Annotated in this window: 18 protein-coding genes; 12 read left to right on the forward strand and 6 right to left on the reverse strand. The window is 35.8% G+C overall.

The window, feature by feature from the left end; all coding sequences use genetic code 11:
- Positions 1-129 precede the first annotated feature (129 nt).
- The 6 genes from gyrB to dnaA form a co-directional block, all read right to left on the reverse strand.
- Positions 130-2052, reverse strand: a complete 1923-nt coding sequence (gyrB, locus tag CS937_RS13260; RefSeq protein ID WP_099158963.1) for a DNA topoisomerase (ATP-hydrolyzing) subunit B — start codon at positions 2050-2052, stop codon at positions 130-132.
- 114 nt (positions 2053-2166) lie between these two features.
- Positions 2167-2445, reverse strand: a complete 279-nt coding sequence (gene remB, locus CS937_RS13265) for an extracellular matrix regulator RemB (RefSeq protein WP_099158964.1) — start codon at positions 2443-2445, stop codon at positions 2167-2169.
- A gap of 14 nt (positions 2446-2459) precedes the next feature.
- Positions 2460-3572 (reverse strand): DNA replication/repair protein RecF, encoded by a 1113-nt coding sequence (recF, locus tag CS937_RS13270; RefSeq protein ID WP_099158965.1) that lies wholly within the window; start codon positions 3570-3572, stop codon positions 2460-2462.
- Between the two features lie 42 nt (positions 3573-3614).
- Positions 3615-3836, reverse strand: a complete 222-nt coding sequence (gene yaaA / locus CS937_RS13275) for a S4 domain-containing protein YaaA (protein ID WP_099160061.1) — start codon at positions 3834-3836, stop codon at positions 3615-3617.
- A 746-nt stretch (positions 3837-4582) separates the two neighbouring features.
- Entirely contained in the window at positions 4583-5719 is a 1137-nt protein-coding gene (gene dnaN, locus CS937_RS13280; RefSeq protein ID WP_099158966.1) for a DNA polymerase III subunit beta, read from the reverse strand.
- 185 nt (positions 5720-5904) lie between these two features.
- Positions 5905-7257 (reverse strand): chromosomal replication initiator protein DnaA, encoded by a 1353-nt coding sequence (gene dnaA, locus CS937_RS13285; protein ID WP_099158967.1) that lies wholly within the window; start codon positions 7255-7257, stop codon positions 5905-5907.
- Positions 7258-7840: 583 nt separating this feature from the next.
- Here dnaA and rpmH point away from each other — a divergent pair.
- The 12 genes from rpmH to CS937_RS13345 all read left to right on the forward strand — a co-directional run bounded on the left by rpmH (position 7841) and on the right by CS937_RS13345 (position 19809).
- Complete coding sequence (gene rpmH, locus CS937_RS13290) at positions 7841-7975, forward strand: 50S ribosomal protein L34 (protein WP_099158968.1); 135 nt, start codon at positions 7841-7843, stop codon at positions 7973-7975.
- 110 nt (positions 7976-8085) lie between these two features.
- The gene (gene rnpA, locus CS937_RS13295; RefSeq protein WP_099158969.1) at positions 8086-8427 is read left to right on the forward strand and encodes a ribonuclease P protein component; all 342 of its coding nucleotides are present in this window, start codon (positions 8086-8088) and stop codon (positions 8425-8427) included.
- 137 nt (positions 8428-8564) lie between these two features.
- Positions 8565-9335, forward strand: coding sequence for a YidC family membrane integrase SpoIIIJ (spoIIIJ, locus tag CS937_RS13300; RefSeq protein ID WP_099158970.1), 771 nt, complete (start codon positions 8565-8567; stop codon positions 9333-9335).
- Positions 9332-9946: an RNA-binding cell elongation regulator Jag/EloR gene (jag, locus tag CS937_RS13305; RefSeq protein WP_099158971.1), complete on the forward strand. Its 615-nt coding sequence runs from the start codon at positions 9332-9334 to the stop codon at positions 9944-9946. The genes spoIIIJ and jag overlap by 4 nt, the downstream gene beginning before the upstream one ends.
- Positions 9947-10134: 188 nt before the next feature.
- Positions 10135-11112 (forward strand): M20/M25/M40 family metallo-hydrolase, encoded by a 978-nt coding sequence (locus CS937_RS13310; RefSeq protein WP_099158972.1) that lies wholly within the window; start codon positions 10135-10137, stop codon positions 11110-11112.
- Positions 11113-11589: 477 nt separating this feature from the next.
- On the forward strand, positions 11590-12966 hold the full coding sequence (mnmE, locus tag CS937_RS13315) for a tRNA uridine-5-carboxymethylaminomethyl(34) synthesis GTPase MnmE (RefSeq protein ID WP_099158973.1): 1377 nt from the start codon (positions 11590-11592) through the stop codon (positions 12964-12966).
- 33 nt (positions 12967-12999) lie between these two features.
- On the forward strand, positions 13000-14886 hold the full coding sequence (gene mnmG, locus CS937_RS13320) for a tRNA uridine-5-carboxymethylaminomethyl(34) synthesis enzyme MnmG (protein ID WP_099158974.1): 1887 nt from the start codon (positions 13000-13002) through the stop codon (positions 14884-14886).
- Between the two features lie 18 nt (positions 14887-14904).
- Positions 14905-15621, forward strand: a complete 717-nt coding sequence (rsmG, locus tag CS937_RS13325) for a 16S rRNA (guanine(527)-N(7))-methyltransferase RsmG (protein ID WP_099158975.1) — start codon at positions 14905-14907, stop codon at positions 15619-15621.
- A 218-nt stretch (positions 15622-15839) separates the two neighbouring features.
- Entirely contained in the window at positions 15840-16697 is an 858-nt protein-coding gene (noc, locus tag CS937_RS13330; RefSeq protein WP_099158976.1) for a nucleoid occlusion protein, read from the forward strand.
- A 238-nt stretch (positions 16698-16935) separates the two neighbouring features.
- On the forward strand, positions 16936-17709 hold the full coding sequence (locus CS937_RS13335; RefSeq protein ID WP_099158977.1) for a ParA family protein: 774 nt from the start codon (positions 16936-16938) through the stop codon (positions 17707-17709).
- Positions 17690-18529, forward strand: coding sequence for a ParB/RepB/Spo0J family partition protein (locus CS937_RS13340; protein WP_099158978.1), 840 nt, complete (start codon positions 17690-17692; stop codon positions 18527-18529). Before CS937_RS13335 ends, CS937_RS13340 begins: the two co-directional genes overlap by 20 nt.
- A gap of 125 nt (positions 18530-18654) precedes the next feature.
- On the forward strand, positions 18655-19809 hold the full coding sequence (locus CS937_RS13345; protein ID WP_099158979.1) for an aminotransferase class V-fold PLP-dependent enzyme: 1155 nt from the start codon (positions 18655-18657) through the stop codon (positions 19807-19809).
- Positions 19810-19813 lie beyond the last annotated feature (4 nt).

Consider the following 19813-nt stretch of genomic DNA (forward strand, 5'->3'; position numbering starts at 1 on the left):
GAAATCGGCAGGTTTGCAGATTTCATGATCTGAATTCCTCTCTAGACTTTTATACTTTCTATATCTTGAAAAAATAAATATCTTTATGCGTGATGTATATTACTTTGTTATGTGTTTCTAACCATTGTATTAAATATCTAAATTCTTTACATACTGTGCATTATCTTCAATAAAATGTCTTCTCGGTTCAACTTTATCACCCATTAACATATCAAATACTTGATCGGCATCAATCGCATCCGATAATTCAACCTGCAGCAATGTACGCGTTTCTGGATCCATTGTTGTTTCCCATAACTGTGTAGCATTCATTTCTCCAAGACCTTTGTATCGTTGGATTCCTGGTTTTGGATTTTTAGGGATTTCTGCTAAGATACGGTCCAGTTCTTTATCATTATAAGCGTAATGTGCCGCTTTCCCTTGTTGAATTTTATATAATGGTGGCTGTGCTATATAAACATAACCATTTTCAATTAATGGACGCATATACCGATAGAAAAACGTTAATAACAATGTACGTATATGTGCCCCATCAACATCTGCATCTGTCATAATCACGATTTTATGGTACCTTGCCTTTGTTATATCAAAATCCTCGGCAATACCTGCTCCCATTGCCGTGATCATCGCACGCACTTCATTGTTTGATAAGATTCTGTCCAATCTTGCTTTTTCCACGTTTAAAATTTTTCCGCGTAATGGCAGGATAGCCTGGAAATGTCGATCACGCCCCTGTTTAGCAGATCCTCCGGCTGAATCCCCCTCAACAATGTATAATTCGCTTATCTCTGCATTTCTCGAAGAACAGTCAGCAAGCTTACCTGGAAGATTAGAAATTTCCAACGCGCCTTTTCTTCGTGTTAGTTCACGTGCTTTTTTTGCTGCCATACGTGCACGGGATGCCATTAACCCTTTTTCAACTACTATTTTAGCAACAGAAGGGTTTTCAAATAAAAACTTAGAAAAAGATTCACTAAATGCAGAATCTGTGACAGTTCGTACTTCACTGTTTCCTAGTTTTGTTTTAGTCTGCCCTTCAAACTGTGGGTCCGGATGTTTGATTGAGACAATCGCTGTCATCCCTTCACGCACATCATCACCACTTAAATTTGGGTCATTTTCTTTAAAAAGACCATTTTTCCGTGCATAGTCATTTATCACTCGCGTTAATCCTGTTTTAAACCCGGATTCATGTGTTCCACCTTCATAGGTGTGAATATTGTTAGCAAACGAGTAAATATTACTTGCAAAGCCATCGTTGTATTGAATAGAAACCTCAACGGTTATTTGCTGGTCTTCTGTTTCAGCATAAAAAGGCTCATGTAAAACTTCTTTATTACGATTTATATATTCAACATACGAGCTTATACCACCTTCGTAATGGTAGGTGACAGGCTCTTCATCAGTTCGTTTATCTTCAAGTGAAATTTTAATTCCTTTGTTTAAAAAGGCAAGCTCTCTAATCCGCTGTTGTAATGTTTCAAAATCATATGTTGTTGTTTCTGTAAAAATTTCTGGATCTGGTGTGAAATGTGTAATCGTACCTGTGGTATCCGTATCACCAATTACTTTAATTTCATCTAGTGGCTTCCCTTTTTCGAAGCCTAAGAAATGTATCTTACCATCAAGATGAACATAAACCTCTAAACTCCTAGATAAAGCATTAACGACAGAGGCACCAACACCGTGTAAACCACCTGATACTTTATATCCCCCGCCACCGAACTTTCCTCCGGCATGAAGTACGGTCATAATAACTTCAAGAGCTGGTTTTCCTGTTTTTTTCTGAATACCAACCGGGATACCACGTCCGTTATCCTTTACCGTTATACTGTTGTCTTTTTCAATAATAACCTGAATATGATCACAGTAACCTGCTAATGCTTCATCAATACTATTGTCAACAATTTCCCATACAAGATGATGTAAACCTTTTTCACTGGTTGATCCAATATACATACCAGGTCTTTTCCGTACCGCTTCTAGGCCTTCAAGTACTTGGATCTGATCAGCATTATAAGACTGTTCGTTTATTTTATCTTCAATTGACATATATTTCACCCACGTTTCTTTAGAAAGACTCTGCTTCCAGCCTCATCTTTGAGAGGTCAGAGGCGAGAAGTCTGATTAGAAGAAATCGACAAATCAGCCGATTTCTTTATTTTTTTACTCTATCTCATCAGAGTAATCATCAAGCTTACTTATCATTGACATCATGCTTGTTCGCTTTTTTAATGTTGGAACTGACAAAGAACTGTAATAAATCTGATCATTTGTAATTACGACAGATTTACTGTCATCAATAGGTCCTTTAACCATATTGTTCTTCTCAGCATTTGTCATCATTTCTTCCATAATGGACGATGAGGATATAACATTACGGTCGATAATCGAAATAACATCTTTTGATTGAATCACTGTATCATTACCAATATGAATAAACATCTACTCCACCACCTCTATGTAACTACTGTCCCACTATTCACACGGAAAAGTTCGGCTTTTTTCAATGTTTCATGATTAATTCCGTCAACACTTGTGGTGGATACAAAGGTTTGAACTTTTCCTTGAATGGTATTTAACAAATGGGATTGCCTATAATCGTCTAATTCACTTAGAACATCATCAAGAAGCAAAATTGGATATTCTCCAACCTCATTGTAGATTAGATCAATCTCTGCAAGCTTAATCGAAAGTGCGGTTGTTCGCTGCTGTCCTTGTGAGCCAAATGTTTGTACATCTTTATTGTTTACGAAGAAAATCAAGTCATCACGATGTGGCCCAATTAATGTTGTTCCACGTTCAATCTCTTTTTCCTGTATCTCGTTGAATTTGGACAAGTAGATAGTTTCTATTTTCTCCTTATTCGCGTCTTCTGATACCTCAATTGTCGCATGGTACTTGATTTCCAACTCTTCTAATTCACGACTTATTCCATGATGAATCGGCCTTGCCCATTTACGGAGTAATTCAAGAAATACAAATCTTCTCTCTAACAAGGTTGCAGCATGTTCGATTAATTGATCAGTTAAAACATTTAACATTGTTGGATCTGTTTTGACATTGCGTTGCATTTGCTTCAATAGATGATTTCGTTGTTTTAACACTTTTTGGTACTGTCCTAGATGATAAATATAGCGGGGCTGTATTTGACCAAGCTCCATATCAATAAAACGCCTGCGTATTTGCGGAGGACCTTTTACTAAAGTCAAATCCTCTGGAGCAAACATGACAACATTTAGTGCTCCAATATAATCGCTTAAACGTTTTTGTTCAATTCGATTCAGTTTGGCTTTTTTACCTTTTGTTGAAATAATAATTTCAAGTGGAAAGTTTTGATTTCGCTTTGTTATCCTACCCTCTATTTTAGCATATTCCTGCTCCCATTGGATAAGTTCTTTTTCTCTTGGGGTTCTGTGTGACTTTGAAAATGCTAAAACATAAATAGCTTCCATCAGATTGGTTTTCCCCTGTGCATTTTCACCAATAATAAGATTGACTTTATCATCAAACGAAAGATCAAGATCACCGTAGTTTCGGTAGTTTTTTAATTTTAATTGTTGAATATGCATGAGAATTCCTCTTTTTTACGTTAAGAAATATAAATTACTAGTTTATTTATTACGTGCAACTATATATGATCCAGCACCGTCAATTTCAACAACATCATTTTCATAAAGCTTACGTCCACGGCGATATTCTTTTTCGCCATTTACGATAACACCTTGCTCCTGTAGAAATCCTTTTATCATTCCACCCGATTCAAAAATGTTAGCAAGCTTTAGAAATTGACCTAGTGTAATATAATCCGTTCCTATTTCAATTTTTTCATGCAATTTTCTCACCAAAATTCTTTTTAAATAGTATTATTTACGCCTTCTATCTATTTTACTAAAGATTTGGCATTAAGGAAAGGAAGGTCCTTATAAATGTTTTTAAAAGGCAAATAAAGGCTTAAAATGATTTTAAAATAAAGTTGTATCTGAAATTTTTTTGCTTTTAACCTTGTAGTTTAAGTAAAATGCGACGTAAATGATTTAATAATTAAGTCCAATTCTCAATCGCCGTCCGGGATCGCTGCGGGCGGATGCGCACCTTAGGGCACGGCCTCAGCCTCCTCGAGAAAACCACTCTGCGGGGTCTTCGGACACGTGCTGTTCTGTGCAGGAGTCACCGCCCTCCGCTCACCCGGACTGGTGCAGTATAAGTTTTTAAATAATGCTCCTATTTACTGGTGTTGTGTATAATAATCCCATTTATTTTATGGATAAATATATAAGCATGTAAATATGCATATATAAACTTACTAGCAGCCCGTATACACGGAGACTCCTGGGGGAGATGAGGCATCGGTGAGACCCCGGAGTGCGTAGCACGAGGAGGCTCATCAGCCGCCCCCGGAAAGCGGAGTGTATACGGGCTGCGGGAACAGAGAGCAACGAAAAATGTGAAATCTATTCCGCACTTATGTCGCAGTTTATATCAATTGTAAAAAACTATGCGAAAAGTGCTTAAACTAAAGAAAGAATCCTTACCCTTTGATAAGAATTCTTTCTCTAACTTACGACATCTAATCACTGCTTCAGTATGTCCGTACAGGGAGAATCAGTTGTAGTATGGATTCTCCATCAGCTGGGCGAATTATAAATGGTCGCATTGCTCCAGTAAATTCAATCTTTACTTCGTCATTTTCAATTGCTTTTAAAGCATCAAGCATGTATTTCGAGCTGAATGAGATTTTTAATTCTTCTCCTTCGATCGATTGTACTGCAATTTCTTCAGCAACCCTTCCTACTTCAGGTGAATTACTTGTTATTTCAAGAAATTGATTATCATTTGTTACTAGTTTAACAACATTGTTACGTTCCTCTTTTGCAAGAAGGGAAGCCCGGTCTATCGTATGAAGCAATTCTTTTGTATTCGCATGAATTACTGTTTTACTTTGTTCTGGTATTAAACGAGAAGTTTCTGGATAATTTCCGTCAAGTAAACGTGATAAAAAGTATAAGTGCTTAGTACGGAAAAGAATTTGGTTGTTTGTTACATTAATTTCTAACAATTCTTCTGTATCATCTAGAATTTTGTTAAGTTCGTTTAAACTTTTTCCAGGAACTACAACACTTGGAAATTCTATGTTTGCATCGGGGACTGGAATTTCTCTTGATGCTAGACGATGACTATCTGTTGCTGTAAAGGTTAAATTATTATTCTCCAGTTTTAAATGAACCCCTGTTAGTATGGGCCGAGTTTCCATTGTTGAAACCGCGAATACTGTTTGTTTTATAAGACTTTTCATTAAGTCAGTAGGAATTTTGAAACTACTTTCTGTTTGTAGTTTTGGCAGATGCGGATATTCTTCAGCATCCTGTCCATTTAAATTGAATTCTGCCTTGCCAGAACGAATTGTTACTTTTAAATTTGAATCTGCTTCAATTTCTACTGTTTTTTCAGGGAGTTTCCGAACAATATCCGGAAAATATTTAGCCTGTAAAACGATATTTCCTTCTTCAATGTTCTCAACATGTACAATACCATCTTCTTCTGCAGGTATATATGATTCAATTGAAATGTCTGAATCACTTCCTGTTAATGTTATTCCATGTTGTTTAGCTTCGATTTTCATTCCAGTCAAAATTGGAATTGCTGTTCGTGACGATATTGCTTTCATTACATCTTGTACACTTGCGATTAATTGATCGCGTTGAATTATAAATTTCATGAAATAAATCCTCCTAATGGAAGTTCTTTATATTATTTTTTTTTATAAAAATATAGTAATAATAGTAATAAGGCTTGTGAGTATGTGGATAACCTTGTTTTTATGAATAAATAAAAGTATTCACAGGTGTGGATAGATTGTTGATAAGTTTGCAACTTTTTTCACACTATTCACATGTGGACAAGTTAAATAGATTTTAATTGTTCTTTTATTTCTTCGATGTCTTTGTTTATAAGGTTATCATTTTCCATCATTTTTGATATTTTTTCATGGGCATGGATAACTGTTGTGTGATCACGTCCGCCAAATTCTTCGCCAATTTTAGGTAAGGAGAAGTCTGTTAGCTCACGTGATAAATACATCGCAATTTGTCTAGGAAAGGCGATTGATTTAGTACGTTTTTTCGCAATAAAGTCCTCTAATTTGACACTGTACTTTTCTCCAACAACTTCTTGAATCTTTTGAATCGTAATTACCCGTGGCTTGCTGCTAGGAATAATATCTTTTAATGCATCAGCTGCAAGTGAGGCATCAATATCCTGATTAACTAACGATGAATAAGCAACAACACGAATTAATGCACCTTCTAGTTCACGAATATTGGTATCAATTTGGTTAGCAATATAAAGCATCACTTCATTTGGAATGTCAAGTCCCTCTGCTTTCGCTTTCTTACCTAATATTGCAATTCTCGTTTCTAAATCTGGTGGTGTAATATCTGTAATCAAACCCCATTCAAATCGCGAACGTAAGCGATCTTCAAGCGTCGGAATTTCTTTTGGTGGTCTGTCACTGGAAATAATAATTTGTTTATTTTCCTCGTGTAATGCATTGAATGTATGGAAAAATTCTTCCTGGGTCGATTCTTTTCCAGCTATGAATTGAATATCATCAATTAATAAGATATCGACATTACGATATTTATTGCGGAAATTTATCGTTTTATTATCCATAATTGCATTAATAAATTCATTGGTAAATTTCTCAGATGAAAGATAGACAACTTTGGCATCTGGATTGTGGTCCCGGACATAGTGACCGATCGCGTGCATTAAATGCGTTTTTCCAAGTCCTACTCCTCCATAGATAAATAGAGGATTATAAGCCTTAGCAGGAGCTTCTGCAACTGCTAGTGATGCCGCATGAGCAAAGCGATTTCCAGAACCGATGACAAATGTATCAAATGTATAATTCGGATTTAACATTGATTTAGGTACGTCAGATCCCTGATTGTTGTTTACATTTGGTTTATTTTTTGGTGTAGGTTTTATATCTTCAACCTCAGTATTTGATTCTGGGATAACAAATTTGATTGTTAATCTAGCACCTGTTAGTTCAAATAAAATGTCGGAAATTAATTCTGTATATCGTCCCTCTAACCAATCTCTTGCAAATTCGTTAGGTGCGGATATGATTAATAAATCTTTCTCTAATGTTTCTGCTTTTGTATTTTTCAGCCATGTATCAAAACTTGGCTTACTAATTTTTTCTTCGACTTTTTCTAACGTTGCTACCCATAGTTCTTCAATATTCTCCAAGAATCGGTTCACTCCTTTCAGGTAAATGTATTGAAAGAAAAAGCCTCTCTCAATCTTTCAGGTAATGTGGAATAAAGAAAGATGGAAAGGCGTATTGTACGAATCAACTAATGCATAAAAAATATTTGATTGTGGATAGTAGAACATAGATATACTAATACTTACAATTAGTTATGTACGTTATCCACATTTATGTTGATAAGTAAGTTAACAGGGCTGTGAACAAATGTCCACAGGTTATCCACACGTTGTGGAAAAGTGAAATTTAATTTTCAAATGTACACATGTTAAAACACAAATATAATACCAAAAAAAAGCGTGAAGCGCAATGGGGTTTTGAGACTTATCCACAAATTCAATCTGTTGTAGACAAGTTTTATCCACACTACTATATTTTGTGATTAAGTTGTCGATATGTGTTGTGGATAGAAAAAATATGTCGAGAATGTTTAAACAGGGAGGTGTGGATAATTATTTTAGAGATGGATTTGACAGAGTGCCTTAAAGTTCAGTATAATTAGCAAGACTGTCTAATGGATATGTTTTAATTTGATTTTTAATTCCTCGGGGAGGTGCATGATAAATGAAAAGAACGTTTCAACCAAACAATCGTAGACGTAAAAAGGTACATGGCTTTCGCGCACGCATGAGCACAAAAAATGGACGTAAAGTTTTAGCTCGTCGTCGTCAAAAAGGAAGAAAAGTATTATCTGCATAGGCCGCTGAAATTGTCAGTGGTCTTTTTTTAAGAAGAAGCAGTGTTTCTTACAAATGTGAGATCCACTGCTTATTCCATACATAGAATTTAACTTTAGAGGAAGTTCCGTAATGAAAAAAGCATTTCGTATTAAAGACAATAAAGAATTTCAGCATGTATTCAAAAAAGGTAAATCCTTTGCAAATAGACAGCTTGTCATTTATTACTTGCAAAAATCAGATCAGGAGCATTTTCGTGTTGGACTGTCAGTAGGTAAGAAAATTGGCAATGCAGTAACTAGAAATCGGATTAAACGATATTTACGTCAGGCATTTCATGAGATTGAAGGAAAGGTATTGTCACCATACGATATAGTGATCATTGCCAGGCAGCCGACGAAATATATGGATTTTCATGAGGTAAAAAAAAGTTTAGTCCATCTATTATTTAAAGAACGATTAATGAAAAAATAATGAAATGTAGATTTTTTATAGAATCTTGCCTTCATTTAATGATAAAATAACACATAATAACGTTTTTAAATGGTTGTTAGATGTATGGTGTAAATGGACAAGGTATTTGCACTTTTCGAAAGATAGGAGGAAAAAGGGTGCGTAAAAAGATTTTACTGCTTGCAACTTTAATTGGTTTGCTAGCATTGCTTTCCGGTTGTACAGATATCAATACCCCTATAGATGAAAATACCGAGGGATTTTGGGCGGAGTATTTTGTTTACCCAATGTCAATGTTAATTACTTATTTTGCTGAATTGTTTGGGGAAAATTATGGTTTATCAATTGTTATTGTAACAATTATTATTCGTTTAGTACTTTTACCACTAAACGTAAAACAATTAAAAAGCTCCAAAGCGATGCAGGATATCCAACCAGAACTTAAAGAAATACAAAAGAAATATAGTTCTAAGGATGCGAATACACAACAGAAATTACAACAGGAAACGATGGCTTTATTCCAAAAACATGGTGTAAATCCACTTGCCGGTTGTTTGCCTATATTTATTCAAATGCCAGTTTTGATTGCAATATATCATGCAATTATGCGTACAGAAGCAATAAAACATCATGAGTTTTTGTGGTTTCAATTAGGTGAATCGGATCCATATTATATTTTACCATTAATTGCTGGTGGAGCGACATTCCTACAGCAAAAATTAATGATGGCAGGTAGCCCTGCAGGACAAAACCCACAAATGGCAGTAATGCTTTATGTAATGCCAATTATGATTACTGTTTTTGCAATTTTCTTCCCATCAGCTTTAGCACTATACTGGGTAGTCGGTAATGTGTTTATGGTGGCGCAAACTATTTTCATTCGTAAACCGATGATGAAAGATAAGAGTACTGGAGGAGACAAAAAGTGAGAGAAATAACTGCTAGTGGCCAAACAGTTGAAGAAGCGGTCCAATCAGCATTAGAGCAGTTAAACACTACAAGGGACCACGTAAAAGTTGATATTATTGATGAAGGTAAAAAAGGACTTCTTGGTGTATTTGGATCTAAACGTGCAGTCGTAAAAGTGATACTTACTAAAAATCAAATCCAACAAGCTGAAAAATATTTAAAAGAAATTGTAAATAATATGCAGGTTGCAACAGAAGTAACAACAACTGTCGAGGATAAGCATGTTACATTTGACTTATCAGGTGAAAAAATTGCATTAGTAATTGGAAAACGTGGTCAAACATTAAATGCGCTACAATATTTAGTTCATCTAGCCATTAATAAAGATGGAAAAGATTTTTATACGGTTACAGTTGATGCAGAAGGTTATCGTGTGAGAAGAAAAGAAACGCTGGAATCTTTAGCAATAAAGATGGCTGATAAAGCAACTCGGTTAAATAAAAAAGTAGCACTTGAACCAATGCCAGCATATGAACGCAAGGTAATTCATAGTGCATTGCAAGATAATCATCATGTATCCACTTATTCTGATGGAGTTGAGCCTCATCGGCATATTGTAATTAAGCCATAATTTTATATAATCGAAACCCCCGGGAAACCGGGGTTTTTTGTGTATAGTTATTTTTGATTAGTGCTTTTGTCTGTAAAATTTATATGAATAGTATCCCTTATATGACAAACTTATCATTTTGTTTAAATATAAAGGAATCTACATCTAATCTATCGAATGCCTACTAAAACTAGAAAGGTGTGTATTCGATGAAATATGTAAAGGTATCAAGTCTTTTTTTCGTTTTAATACTGTTAATGAGTAATGCAGTATATGCTGCACCTCAAGATGGAAACGCAAAACATGCATTTGACAATAAGATAGTAAAGCGAGTAAACGTTGATAATATGTATAATCACATTTACAACTTGTCCGAGGTCATTGGTCCACGTGGGGCAGGAACGGAGGGTGAATTGCAAACAGTTGACTATCTCGTAGATCAATTTGAAAGTTATGGTTATGATAATGTTGAAGTACAGGAATTTACGTTTACAAGTGGTGGAGAAGAAATAACCTCTTATAATGTTAGTGCAGTAAAAGAGCCGATGCAAAATCATAATACGGACCAACAAGTTATGGTTGGATCACACCACGATTCAGTGCCATGGGGGCAGGGAGCAAATGATGATGCTTCGGGAACAGCTGCTGTTCTAGAATTGGCAAGAGTTTTTGCGAACACTCCGACAGATACGGCAATTAAATTTGTCGCATTTGGTGCAGAGGAATATGGATTGTGGGGTTCTCGTAAGTATGCTGAAGCGATGCCAGCTGAAGAGGCAGAACGTACAGTAGCAATGTTTCAAATGGATATGGTAGGTAGTAAAGATGCTGGTGACTTAGTAATGTTTACTGCTGATGGACAGAAAAATACTGTTACAGATTTAGGAGCAGCTGCTGGTTCAAGAGTTTCAGAGCTCGTTCCATACAGTCAATTGGGACGAAGCGATCATGTTCCGTTCCATAATCTAGGTATTCCAGCTGCATTGTTCATCCACACACCTTTAGAGCCTTGGTATCATACAGAGGATGATATCATTGAACACATTAGTAAAGATAAGTTAAAAGATGTTGCAGATACCGTAGGATCGGCAGTGTACCAAATTACAAGAAAGGATACACCAGCTTTAGAACGATCTGCTGTGGCACCTGTACCGGTCGATTATTATTATGAGGAACCGGAGTTATAAAAATAAAGGTTGTTTTTGAAAAGGGTTGTTGCTTTTTCAAAAGAGTGAAGCGTATCTAATAGTTGACATAAAACGCAACGTAAGTGTCATGTTTATTTTGCACTTTTGGTTGCTCTTTACCCAGCTGCCTGTATCCACTTCGCGTATCCATGGCGGCTGGAGAGTGTTTTAACTTTAAAAAAAACAGTCAAAAGCAAAAAGCCCGGTTGGATCATGGTTGATGGTCCAAACGGGCTTTTTTTGTGGAATAGTAACAATCACATAATATTTAAAGGCAATTATAGTTGTTGATAAATCGAAATTAACTTAATATAGATTATTCACATGTGGATAACTAAGGCAAAAAATCTATTTATATATTGTTGTGGATAAGTTTATTTTTGATTTGATTTATGATATTCTATTAAGTTAGTGACGATAAAAATAAATTTATTTACAATAAATGATTGATAAAAGATTGAGATGGAGGTGAAATAGATGGAGACAGATACAATTACAGCAATTTCCACGCCAATTGGTGAGGGAGCAATTGCAATAGTAAGGTTAAGCGGCCCGGAGGCAATTAAGATAGCCAATGATTTATTTAGAGGCAAAGATCTTGAAAGTGTAGATTCTCACACGATTCACTATGGGAAAATAATTGAACCAGAAACGAATGAGGTAGCAGAAGAAGTCATGGTTTCCATTATGCGTGCTCCAAAAACGTTTACGAGAGAAGATGTAGTTGAAATAAATTGTCATGGTGGTATGGTAGCAGTTAATCGTGTTTTAGAAATTTTATTGAGTAAAGGTGCACGACTAGCTGAGCCTGGAGAATTTACGAAACGCGCATTTTTAAATGGAAGAATTGATTTATCCCAGGCAGAAGCGGTAATGGATTTGATTCGTGCTAAAACCGATAAAGCGATGTCTGTTGCCTTAAAACAAATGGATGGTCGATTGTCTAGTCTAATTAGTCGTTTAAGACAGGAATTGTTAGAAACAGTTGCCCATGTCGAGGTTAATATTGATTATCCCGAATACGATGATGTGGAAGAAATGTCCCATGAAATGATGCGTAAAAAAACGAAAGAAGTTCACGATGAAATTGAACAGCTTTTAGAAGTGGCTAAACAAGGGAAAATATTACGCGAAGGTCTGGCTACTGCCATTATCGGTCGTCCAAATGTAGGAAAATCATCGTTGATGAATACACTCGTACAGGAGAATAAAGCGATCGTAACTGAAGTTGCTGGTACGACGCGTGATATTATTGAGGAATATGTTAATGTCCGTGGTGTTCCATTAAAGCTAGTGGATACAGCAGGAATACGTGATACAGAAGACATTGTTGAAAAGATTGGTGTCGAACGATCCAGGAAAGTGCTAACAGAATCAGATCTTATTTTATTTGTCTTAAATAATAACGAAGCATTAAGTGATGAAGATATAAAATTATTTAAAGCAGTTCATGGATTAGAATATATTGTAATCATTAACAAGACTGATTTGCCTAATAAGCTAAATCTTGAAAAGGTTCGTGAATTAGCTGAGGGGAATCCAGTCATATCAACAGCATTAATTAACGAAGCTGGTGTGGATGAATTGGAAGCGGCTATCGCCCAAACGTTTTTTGCTGGTGACATAGATACTGGCGATTTGACGTATGTATCAAACGTCAGACATATCCAGTTATTGAAGCAAGCAAAGAAAGCATTGGAAGATGCGATGGCAAGCTTGGAAATGTCTATGCCTCTAGATATCGTTCAAATAGATGTTACGAGAACGTGGGAGTTTTTAGGAGAAATAATTGGAGATACTGCTAGTGACAGTTTAATTGATCAGTTATTTTCACAATTTTGTTTAGGAAAATAAAACGGTTATTTATTATAGAAAGGATGAAATACTATGGTATATGATGCAGGACATTATGATGTCATTGTCATCGGTGCAGGTCATGCAGGCTGTGAAGCTGGTGTAGCCGCAGCAAGAATGGGTGCAAAGACGTTAATGCTTACCCTTAATTTAGATATGATCGCGTTTATGCCTTGTAATCCTTCACTTGGTGGCCCAGCAAAAGGGATTGTTGTTCGGGAAATTGACGCACTTGGTGGAGTAATGGCTAAAGTTATTGACAAAACGTATATTCAAATGCGTATGTTAAATACTGGAAAAGGGCCTGCTGTAAGAGCATTACGTGCACAAGCAGACAAACCATTATATATTCGTGAAATGAAAAAGACGCTTGAAAATGAGGAAAATTTAACATTACGTCAAGGGATGGTAGACAGCTTAATTATTGAAGACGGTGTATGTAAAGGTGTATTGACTGAAACGGATGCAGCTTATCATGCAGATACAGTTATAATGACGACTGGTACGTTTATGCGCGGAAAAGTACTAATGGGTGATTTAGAATATGAAAGTGGTCCAAATAACCAACGTCCGTCTATTAAGCTTTCTGAGAACCTGGAAGAACTAGGATTTGAAATTACACGATTTAAAACAGGAACCCCACCTCGGGTAAATAGCCATACAATTGATTATTCTAAAACAGAAATTCAGCCAGGTGATGATGTTCCACAAGGCTTCTCATATGAGACAACAGAATTTATTACAGATCAAATTCCATGTTGGTTAACGTATACTAACGAGTTCACACATCAGATTATTAATGATAATTTAGGACTTTCTGCAATGTATTCAGGAATGAAACGTGGAACTGGACCACGATATTGTCCATCCATAGAGGACAAAATTGTTCGTTTCAACGATAAGCCACGTCATCAAGTTTTCTTGGAGCCAGAAGGACGTGAAACAGAAGAGGTTTATGTACAAGGGTTATCAACGTCACTCCCGGAATCTGTTCAACATGAAATGATTAAAACAGTCCCAGGATTAGAAAATGCTGAAATTATGCGGGCTGGTTATGCGATCGAGTATGATGCGGTAGTTCCAACACAACTGTGGCCAACACTAGAAACAAAAAAAATACCTGGATTGTTTACAGCTGGTCAAATTAATGGTACTTCTGGTTATGAAGAGGCAGCGGCGCAAGGTATGATGGCCGGAGTTAATGCGGCAGCTAAAGTATTAGGAAAAGATCCCCTAATTTTAGATCGTTCCCAAGCATATATTGGCGTTTTAATTGATGATTTAGTAACGAAAGGAACAAATGAACCTTATCGTCTATTAACATCACGTGCTGAGTATCGTTTACTATTACGTCACGATAACGCTGATCTAAGATTAACCGAAACTGGATATAAGCTAGGGTTAATTACAGATGAACGATATCAAAAATATGTCGAAAAAAATCGATTGGTAGAACAAGAGAAAAAACGTCTGGAAAAAATAATTGTTAAAGCGGAAGAAAATGTTCAAGCAATGCTACAAGAGGCAAATGCAACGCCACTAAAAGATGCTGTAAGAGCATCAGATTTGCTAAAACGGCCAGAAATCACTTATGCAATGCTGGAAACAGTGATTGAACCGGATAATACACTGCCATTAGTGGTAAAAGAACAAGTTGAAATCCAAATTAAGTATGAGGGTTATATTAAAAAAGCAAACGAACAAGTAGAACGTATGCTTAAAATGGAAGATAAAAAAATCCCAGACAATCTCGATTATGATGACATTAGTGGTATTGCTACTGAAGCAAGGGAAAAACTTAAAAAAGTACGTCCACTTTCCGTCGGTCAAGCATCTAGAATTTCAGGTGTTAATCCATCAGATGTTTCTATTTTGCTCGTTTATATTGAACAGGGGAAAATTGCTCGAATTGCCAACTAATTATGAGGAGACGCTTATATGAATCCAGAACAATTTGTAAAACAACTTCAAAAAAAAGGTATTGAATTAAACGAAACACAAATTGAACAATTTTCGATTTATCTTAAAACATTGGTTGAATGGAACAATAAAATAAATTTAACAGCAATAACTGCTGAAGAAGAAGTATATTTAAAACACTTTTATGATTCCATTTCAGCGGCATTTTATAATGATTTTACTGGTGATTTGCATATTTGTGATGTGGGTGCTGGTGCTGGATTCCCAAGCATCCCACTCAAAATATGCTTTCCCAACCTTAAGGTTACGATTGTTGATTCCTTACAAAAACGAATTGGGTTTCTCAATCAATTAGCTGTAGAGCTTAATCTAGCAGATGTTTCTTTTTATCATGATCGTGCAGAGAATTTCGGTAAAAATGTTAAATTCAGAGAGACATTTGATATTGTAATGGCACGTGCTGTTGCGAGAATGTCGGTTTTAAGCGAATTGTGTCTTCCATTGTGCAAAAAGAATGGTGTTTTTATTGCCATGAAAGGAGCACAATCAAAGGAAGAATTAACAGATGCTGAAGCAGCTATACAATTATTGGGTGGGGAAATAAGAGAAATTAATAGATTTAATTTACCAGAAGAGAATAGTGAACGCTCTATTATCTTAATTAATAAAAAAAGAAAGACTCCAAAAAAATATCCAAGAAAAGCAGGAATGCCTAATAAAAGCCCCATTATTTAAAGTAGGGAAAATATATTTTCCCTATTACATACTTTTCTAGTTTTAAATATGGTAAAATAAGAGCAGAAACTGAAATTACCTAACCTTCTTTTATGCGCAGCAGTTTTAACTGTAGCGTTTTTGTCATTTTGTACTGATGCTTAAAAATGTTCCACGTGAAACATTTTTATTTTTCAATGGTGTTAATAAAGTTTTAAGAATAAAGGTGGTGTCTGATGATGTTGCATCCTTTTAACCGTATTTTTGGTTTAGGAGAAAAATCAGATTCTGAAATAGAAGAAGAAACGTATCACCAAGATGAAGTGATTCAACTTCCCATAGATAAAATTGAACCGAATCGCTTTCAACCTAGGTCCATTTTTAATGAGGAAAAAATTAAAGAGTTAGCGCAAACGATACATACACATGGTATGATTCAGCCTATAGTTGTGAGAAAGCTGGAAGGTGAATCATATGAATTAATTGCTGGTGAACGTAGATGGCGTGCGATCCAAACGCTAGGCTGGGAGAATGCCCCCGTTATTGTTCGTGGTATGTCAGATGCGGAAACAGCGTCTGTTGCATTAATTGAAAACTTACAGCGAGAAGAATTAACAGTCATTGAAGAAGCTAGTGCATATGCAAGACTACTAGAGCTTCATTCATTAACACAGGAAGCGCTAGCGCAGCGGTTAGGGAAAAACCAATCAACAATTGCAAATAAATTAAGGCTACTTAAGTTACCCGAAAGTGTACAGCAGGCGCTATTAAACAAGGATATAACGGAACGTCACGCACGTGCATTGATTAAACTGAAGGAACCGGAAAAACAAGAGAAGATCTTACAGGAAATTTTAGAAAAAGAATTGAATGTGAAACAGACTGAAGAACGTATTGCCAAGTTAGAGGAAAAAGATACCGACAAGAAGAAAAAGCGTCCTAAACTGAAAGGTGTCAATAAAGATATTCGAATTGCGATGAATACGATTCGTCAATCATTAAATATGGTGTCGGATACGGGTATTGATGTTGAGACAGATGAAGAAGATTTGGATGATTATTATCAATTCACAATTAAAATCCCTAAAAAGAAATAATATTTTTATATAAACTACTAGATTGTTACCCATCTTTTGATTACAAGGTGGGTATTTTTATGAACAAAAAGCTTAAGATGTTGGAAATATAGTCTAATATACTATAAATTTATGCAAAAAATCTAGCAAAAAACCACAACAAAATTACTTTTTTCTAACAAAATACAAAAATAATAGTTATATTTATTAAAAGAGTGATAAAATATAAAGTATAGAGTTTTAGGTAGGTGAGAACAACATGGGTAAAATAATCGCCGTGGCAAATCAAAAAGGTGGCGTAGGAAAGACAACTTCATCGGTCAACTTAAGCGCATGTCTTGCATATATGAATAACAAAGTATTACTTGTAGACATTGATCCACAAGGAAATGCTACAAGTGGTGTGGGAATAAATAAAGCGGACATGGATCAATGTATATATAATGTGCTTGTTGAGGATTTACCTGCAGAGGAAGTATGTGTTTCTACAAATGTAGAAAACTTAAGCATTATACCGGCTACCATTCAACTTGCCGGTGCAGAAATTGAACTAGTACCAACTATTTCACGTGAAATTCGTTTGAAAAAATCTCTAGATAGTCTTAAAGATAATTATGATTATATAATTATTGATTGTCCTCCATCATTAGGTTTACTAACCATAAACGCACTAACTTCAGCTGATACGGTTATGATACCGGTTCAATGTGAGTATTATGCATTGGAAGGGCTTAGTCAGTTGCTAAATACAATACGTTTAGTGCAAAAACATTTAAATAAAGAGTTGATGATAGAGGGAGTCCTATTAACGATGCTAGATGCTCGTACTAATCTTGGAATTCAAGTCATCGAAGAAGTTAAGAAATATTTCCAGGACAAGGTTTATCAATCTGTTATACCGAGAAACATTCGGTTAGGTGAGGCTCCTAGTCATGGGCAACCGATCATTACATATGATCCAAAGTCGAGAGGTGCAGAAGTTTATCTTGAATTGGCGAAGGAAGTGATGAATAGTGGCGAAAGGGTTAGGTAAAGGTATTAATGCATTTTTCCCTGGAATGGAAGAAGAAATTGATGAAGCAGCAATTCAGGAAATTCCTATTAATGAATGTAGACCAAATCCCTATCAACCTAGGAAAACTTTTCACGCAGATGCGATAGAAGAACTTAAAGAGTCTATATTACAATATGGAATTATCCAGCCTCTAATTGTTCGTAAAAGTATTAAAGGGTATGAAATTGTTGTAGGCGAGAGACGTTTCCGCGCAGCTAAAGAAGCTGGATTAGAAACGGTCCCTGTAGTTGTAAAAGAACTATCAGATGAAAAAATGATGGAACTAGCTTTACTAGAAAATTTACAACGGGAAGATCTAACACCTATTGAAGAAGCCCATGCTTATGCAAACTTAATGAATGAGCTCCACATTACACAGGAGGTATTATCCCAACGTTTGGGAAAAAGCAGATCACATATTGCTAATATTGTTCGCTTGCTTTCATTACCGGACCAAGTAATTGCATACATCAATAATGGCGAATTGTCCATGGGCCACGGACGCGCACTATTAGGGTTAAAAGATAAAAGTAAATTATTACCGTTCGTAAATAAGATTAGACAAGAAAAGCTAAATGTCCGCCAAGTAGAACAATTAATCGTTCAGTTAAATAGTAAAGCCCCGAAAAAGAAGCAGAAATCGAAAAAGGATATCTTTTTACAGGAACGGGAAACTATTTTACGAGACCGCTTAGGAACTGCAGTAACTATTCAACGTGGAAAACGCAAAGGAAAGATTGAGATAGAGTTTTACACAGACGACGATTTGGAAAGAATAATTGAAACATTAGAAACCTAATTTTATTTGAAGAAAGAACTGCCTGTATATTATATATTGTACAGGCAGTCTTTTTTATATTAAAAATGCATGAAAACAGCTAAAATAGAAGTATAAGCTTATTGGAATAGGGGGGGGTATTTATTATGATATATTTCGATCAAGCAGCATCATCTTTTCCTAAACCACCAAGGGTTGGTAAAGAAATGGCTGAGGTAATAAATAGCGTTGGTGCTAACCCTGGTCGTGGAGGACATGCATTGGCACGGAAAGCAGCAGAAATAATCAATCAAACTAGAGTTAAAGCGTCTAAGCTATTCGGTTGCAGCAATCCTAAAAGAGCTTTATTTTATCCAAATGCTACAGTAGCGTTAAATCAGGCAATAAAAGGGTTATCATGGCAAGAAGGAGATCATATTGTTACGACCTCGTTCGAACACAATTCAATTCGTCGACCACTGGAGTACATAAAACAAAAGTATGATGTATCAATTTCATTTATACAATGGAATGGTAATATAGAAACGTTTATGAACGATATTAACGAATCAATTCAATTAAATACAAAGTTAATTACGATGACGCATGCATCAAATGTAACGGGGGCACTTATCCCAATTGAAGAAGCTACTAAGGTTGCAAAAGAAAATGATATATTGATACTTGTTGATGCTTCACAAACAGCGGGGCATTTACCGATTAATATGAAGGAGCAGGGGATTAATATGTTAGCTTTCCCAGGACATAAAGGCTTGTTGGGACCACAGGGGACAGGTATGTTACTTGTAGAGGGAAACATCGATTTAGAACCTATTCATCATGGAGGAACAGGCGCTTTTTCAGAAAGTCCAGATCAACCTGAACAATGGCCGGAACGTATGGAAAGTGGAACGTTGAACACACCCGGTATTGCTGGTTTATATGCAGCTTTATGTGCATATGAGGAACGTGAAGATAAAAATGTTCCACGTGAAACATTTCTTATAAATCGTTTGTATGAAGGGTTAACAGAAATACCAGGAATAATATGTTATGGGCCATCATCAAACGAAACAAGGATGCCAATCGTAGCATTTAATGTTAAGAATGTAGACTCGCAGGAAATAGCTATGATTTTAGATACACATTATGATATTGCTGTACGTGCAGGTCTACATTGCAGTCCTTTAAGTCATGAAACGTTAAAAACAACAGATCAAGGGGTGGTCAGAGCCAGCCTAAGCAGATATAATACAGAAAAAGAAGTTGAAGTATTTATACAAGCAGTTAAGGAAATTACAGCAGCTTATCATGAACTTTAAATCA

This window comes from Virgibacillus ndiopensis (assembly GCF_900187325.1).
In the GTDB taxonomy this organism is placed as follows: domain Bacteria; phylum Bacillota; class Bacilli; order Bacillales; family Amphibacillaceae; genus Virgibacillus_E; species Virgibacillus_E ndiopensis.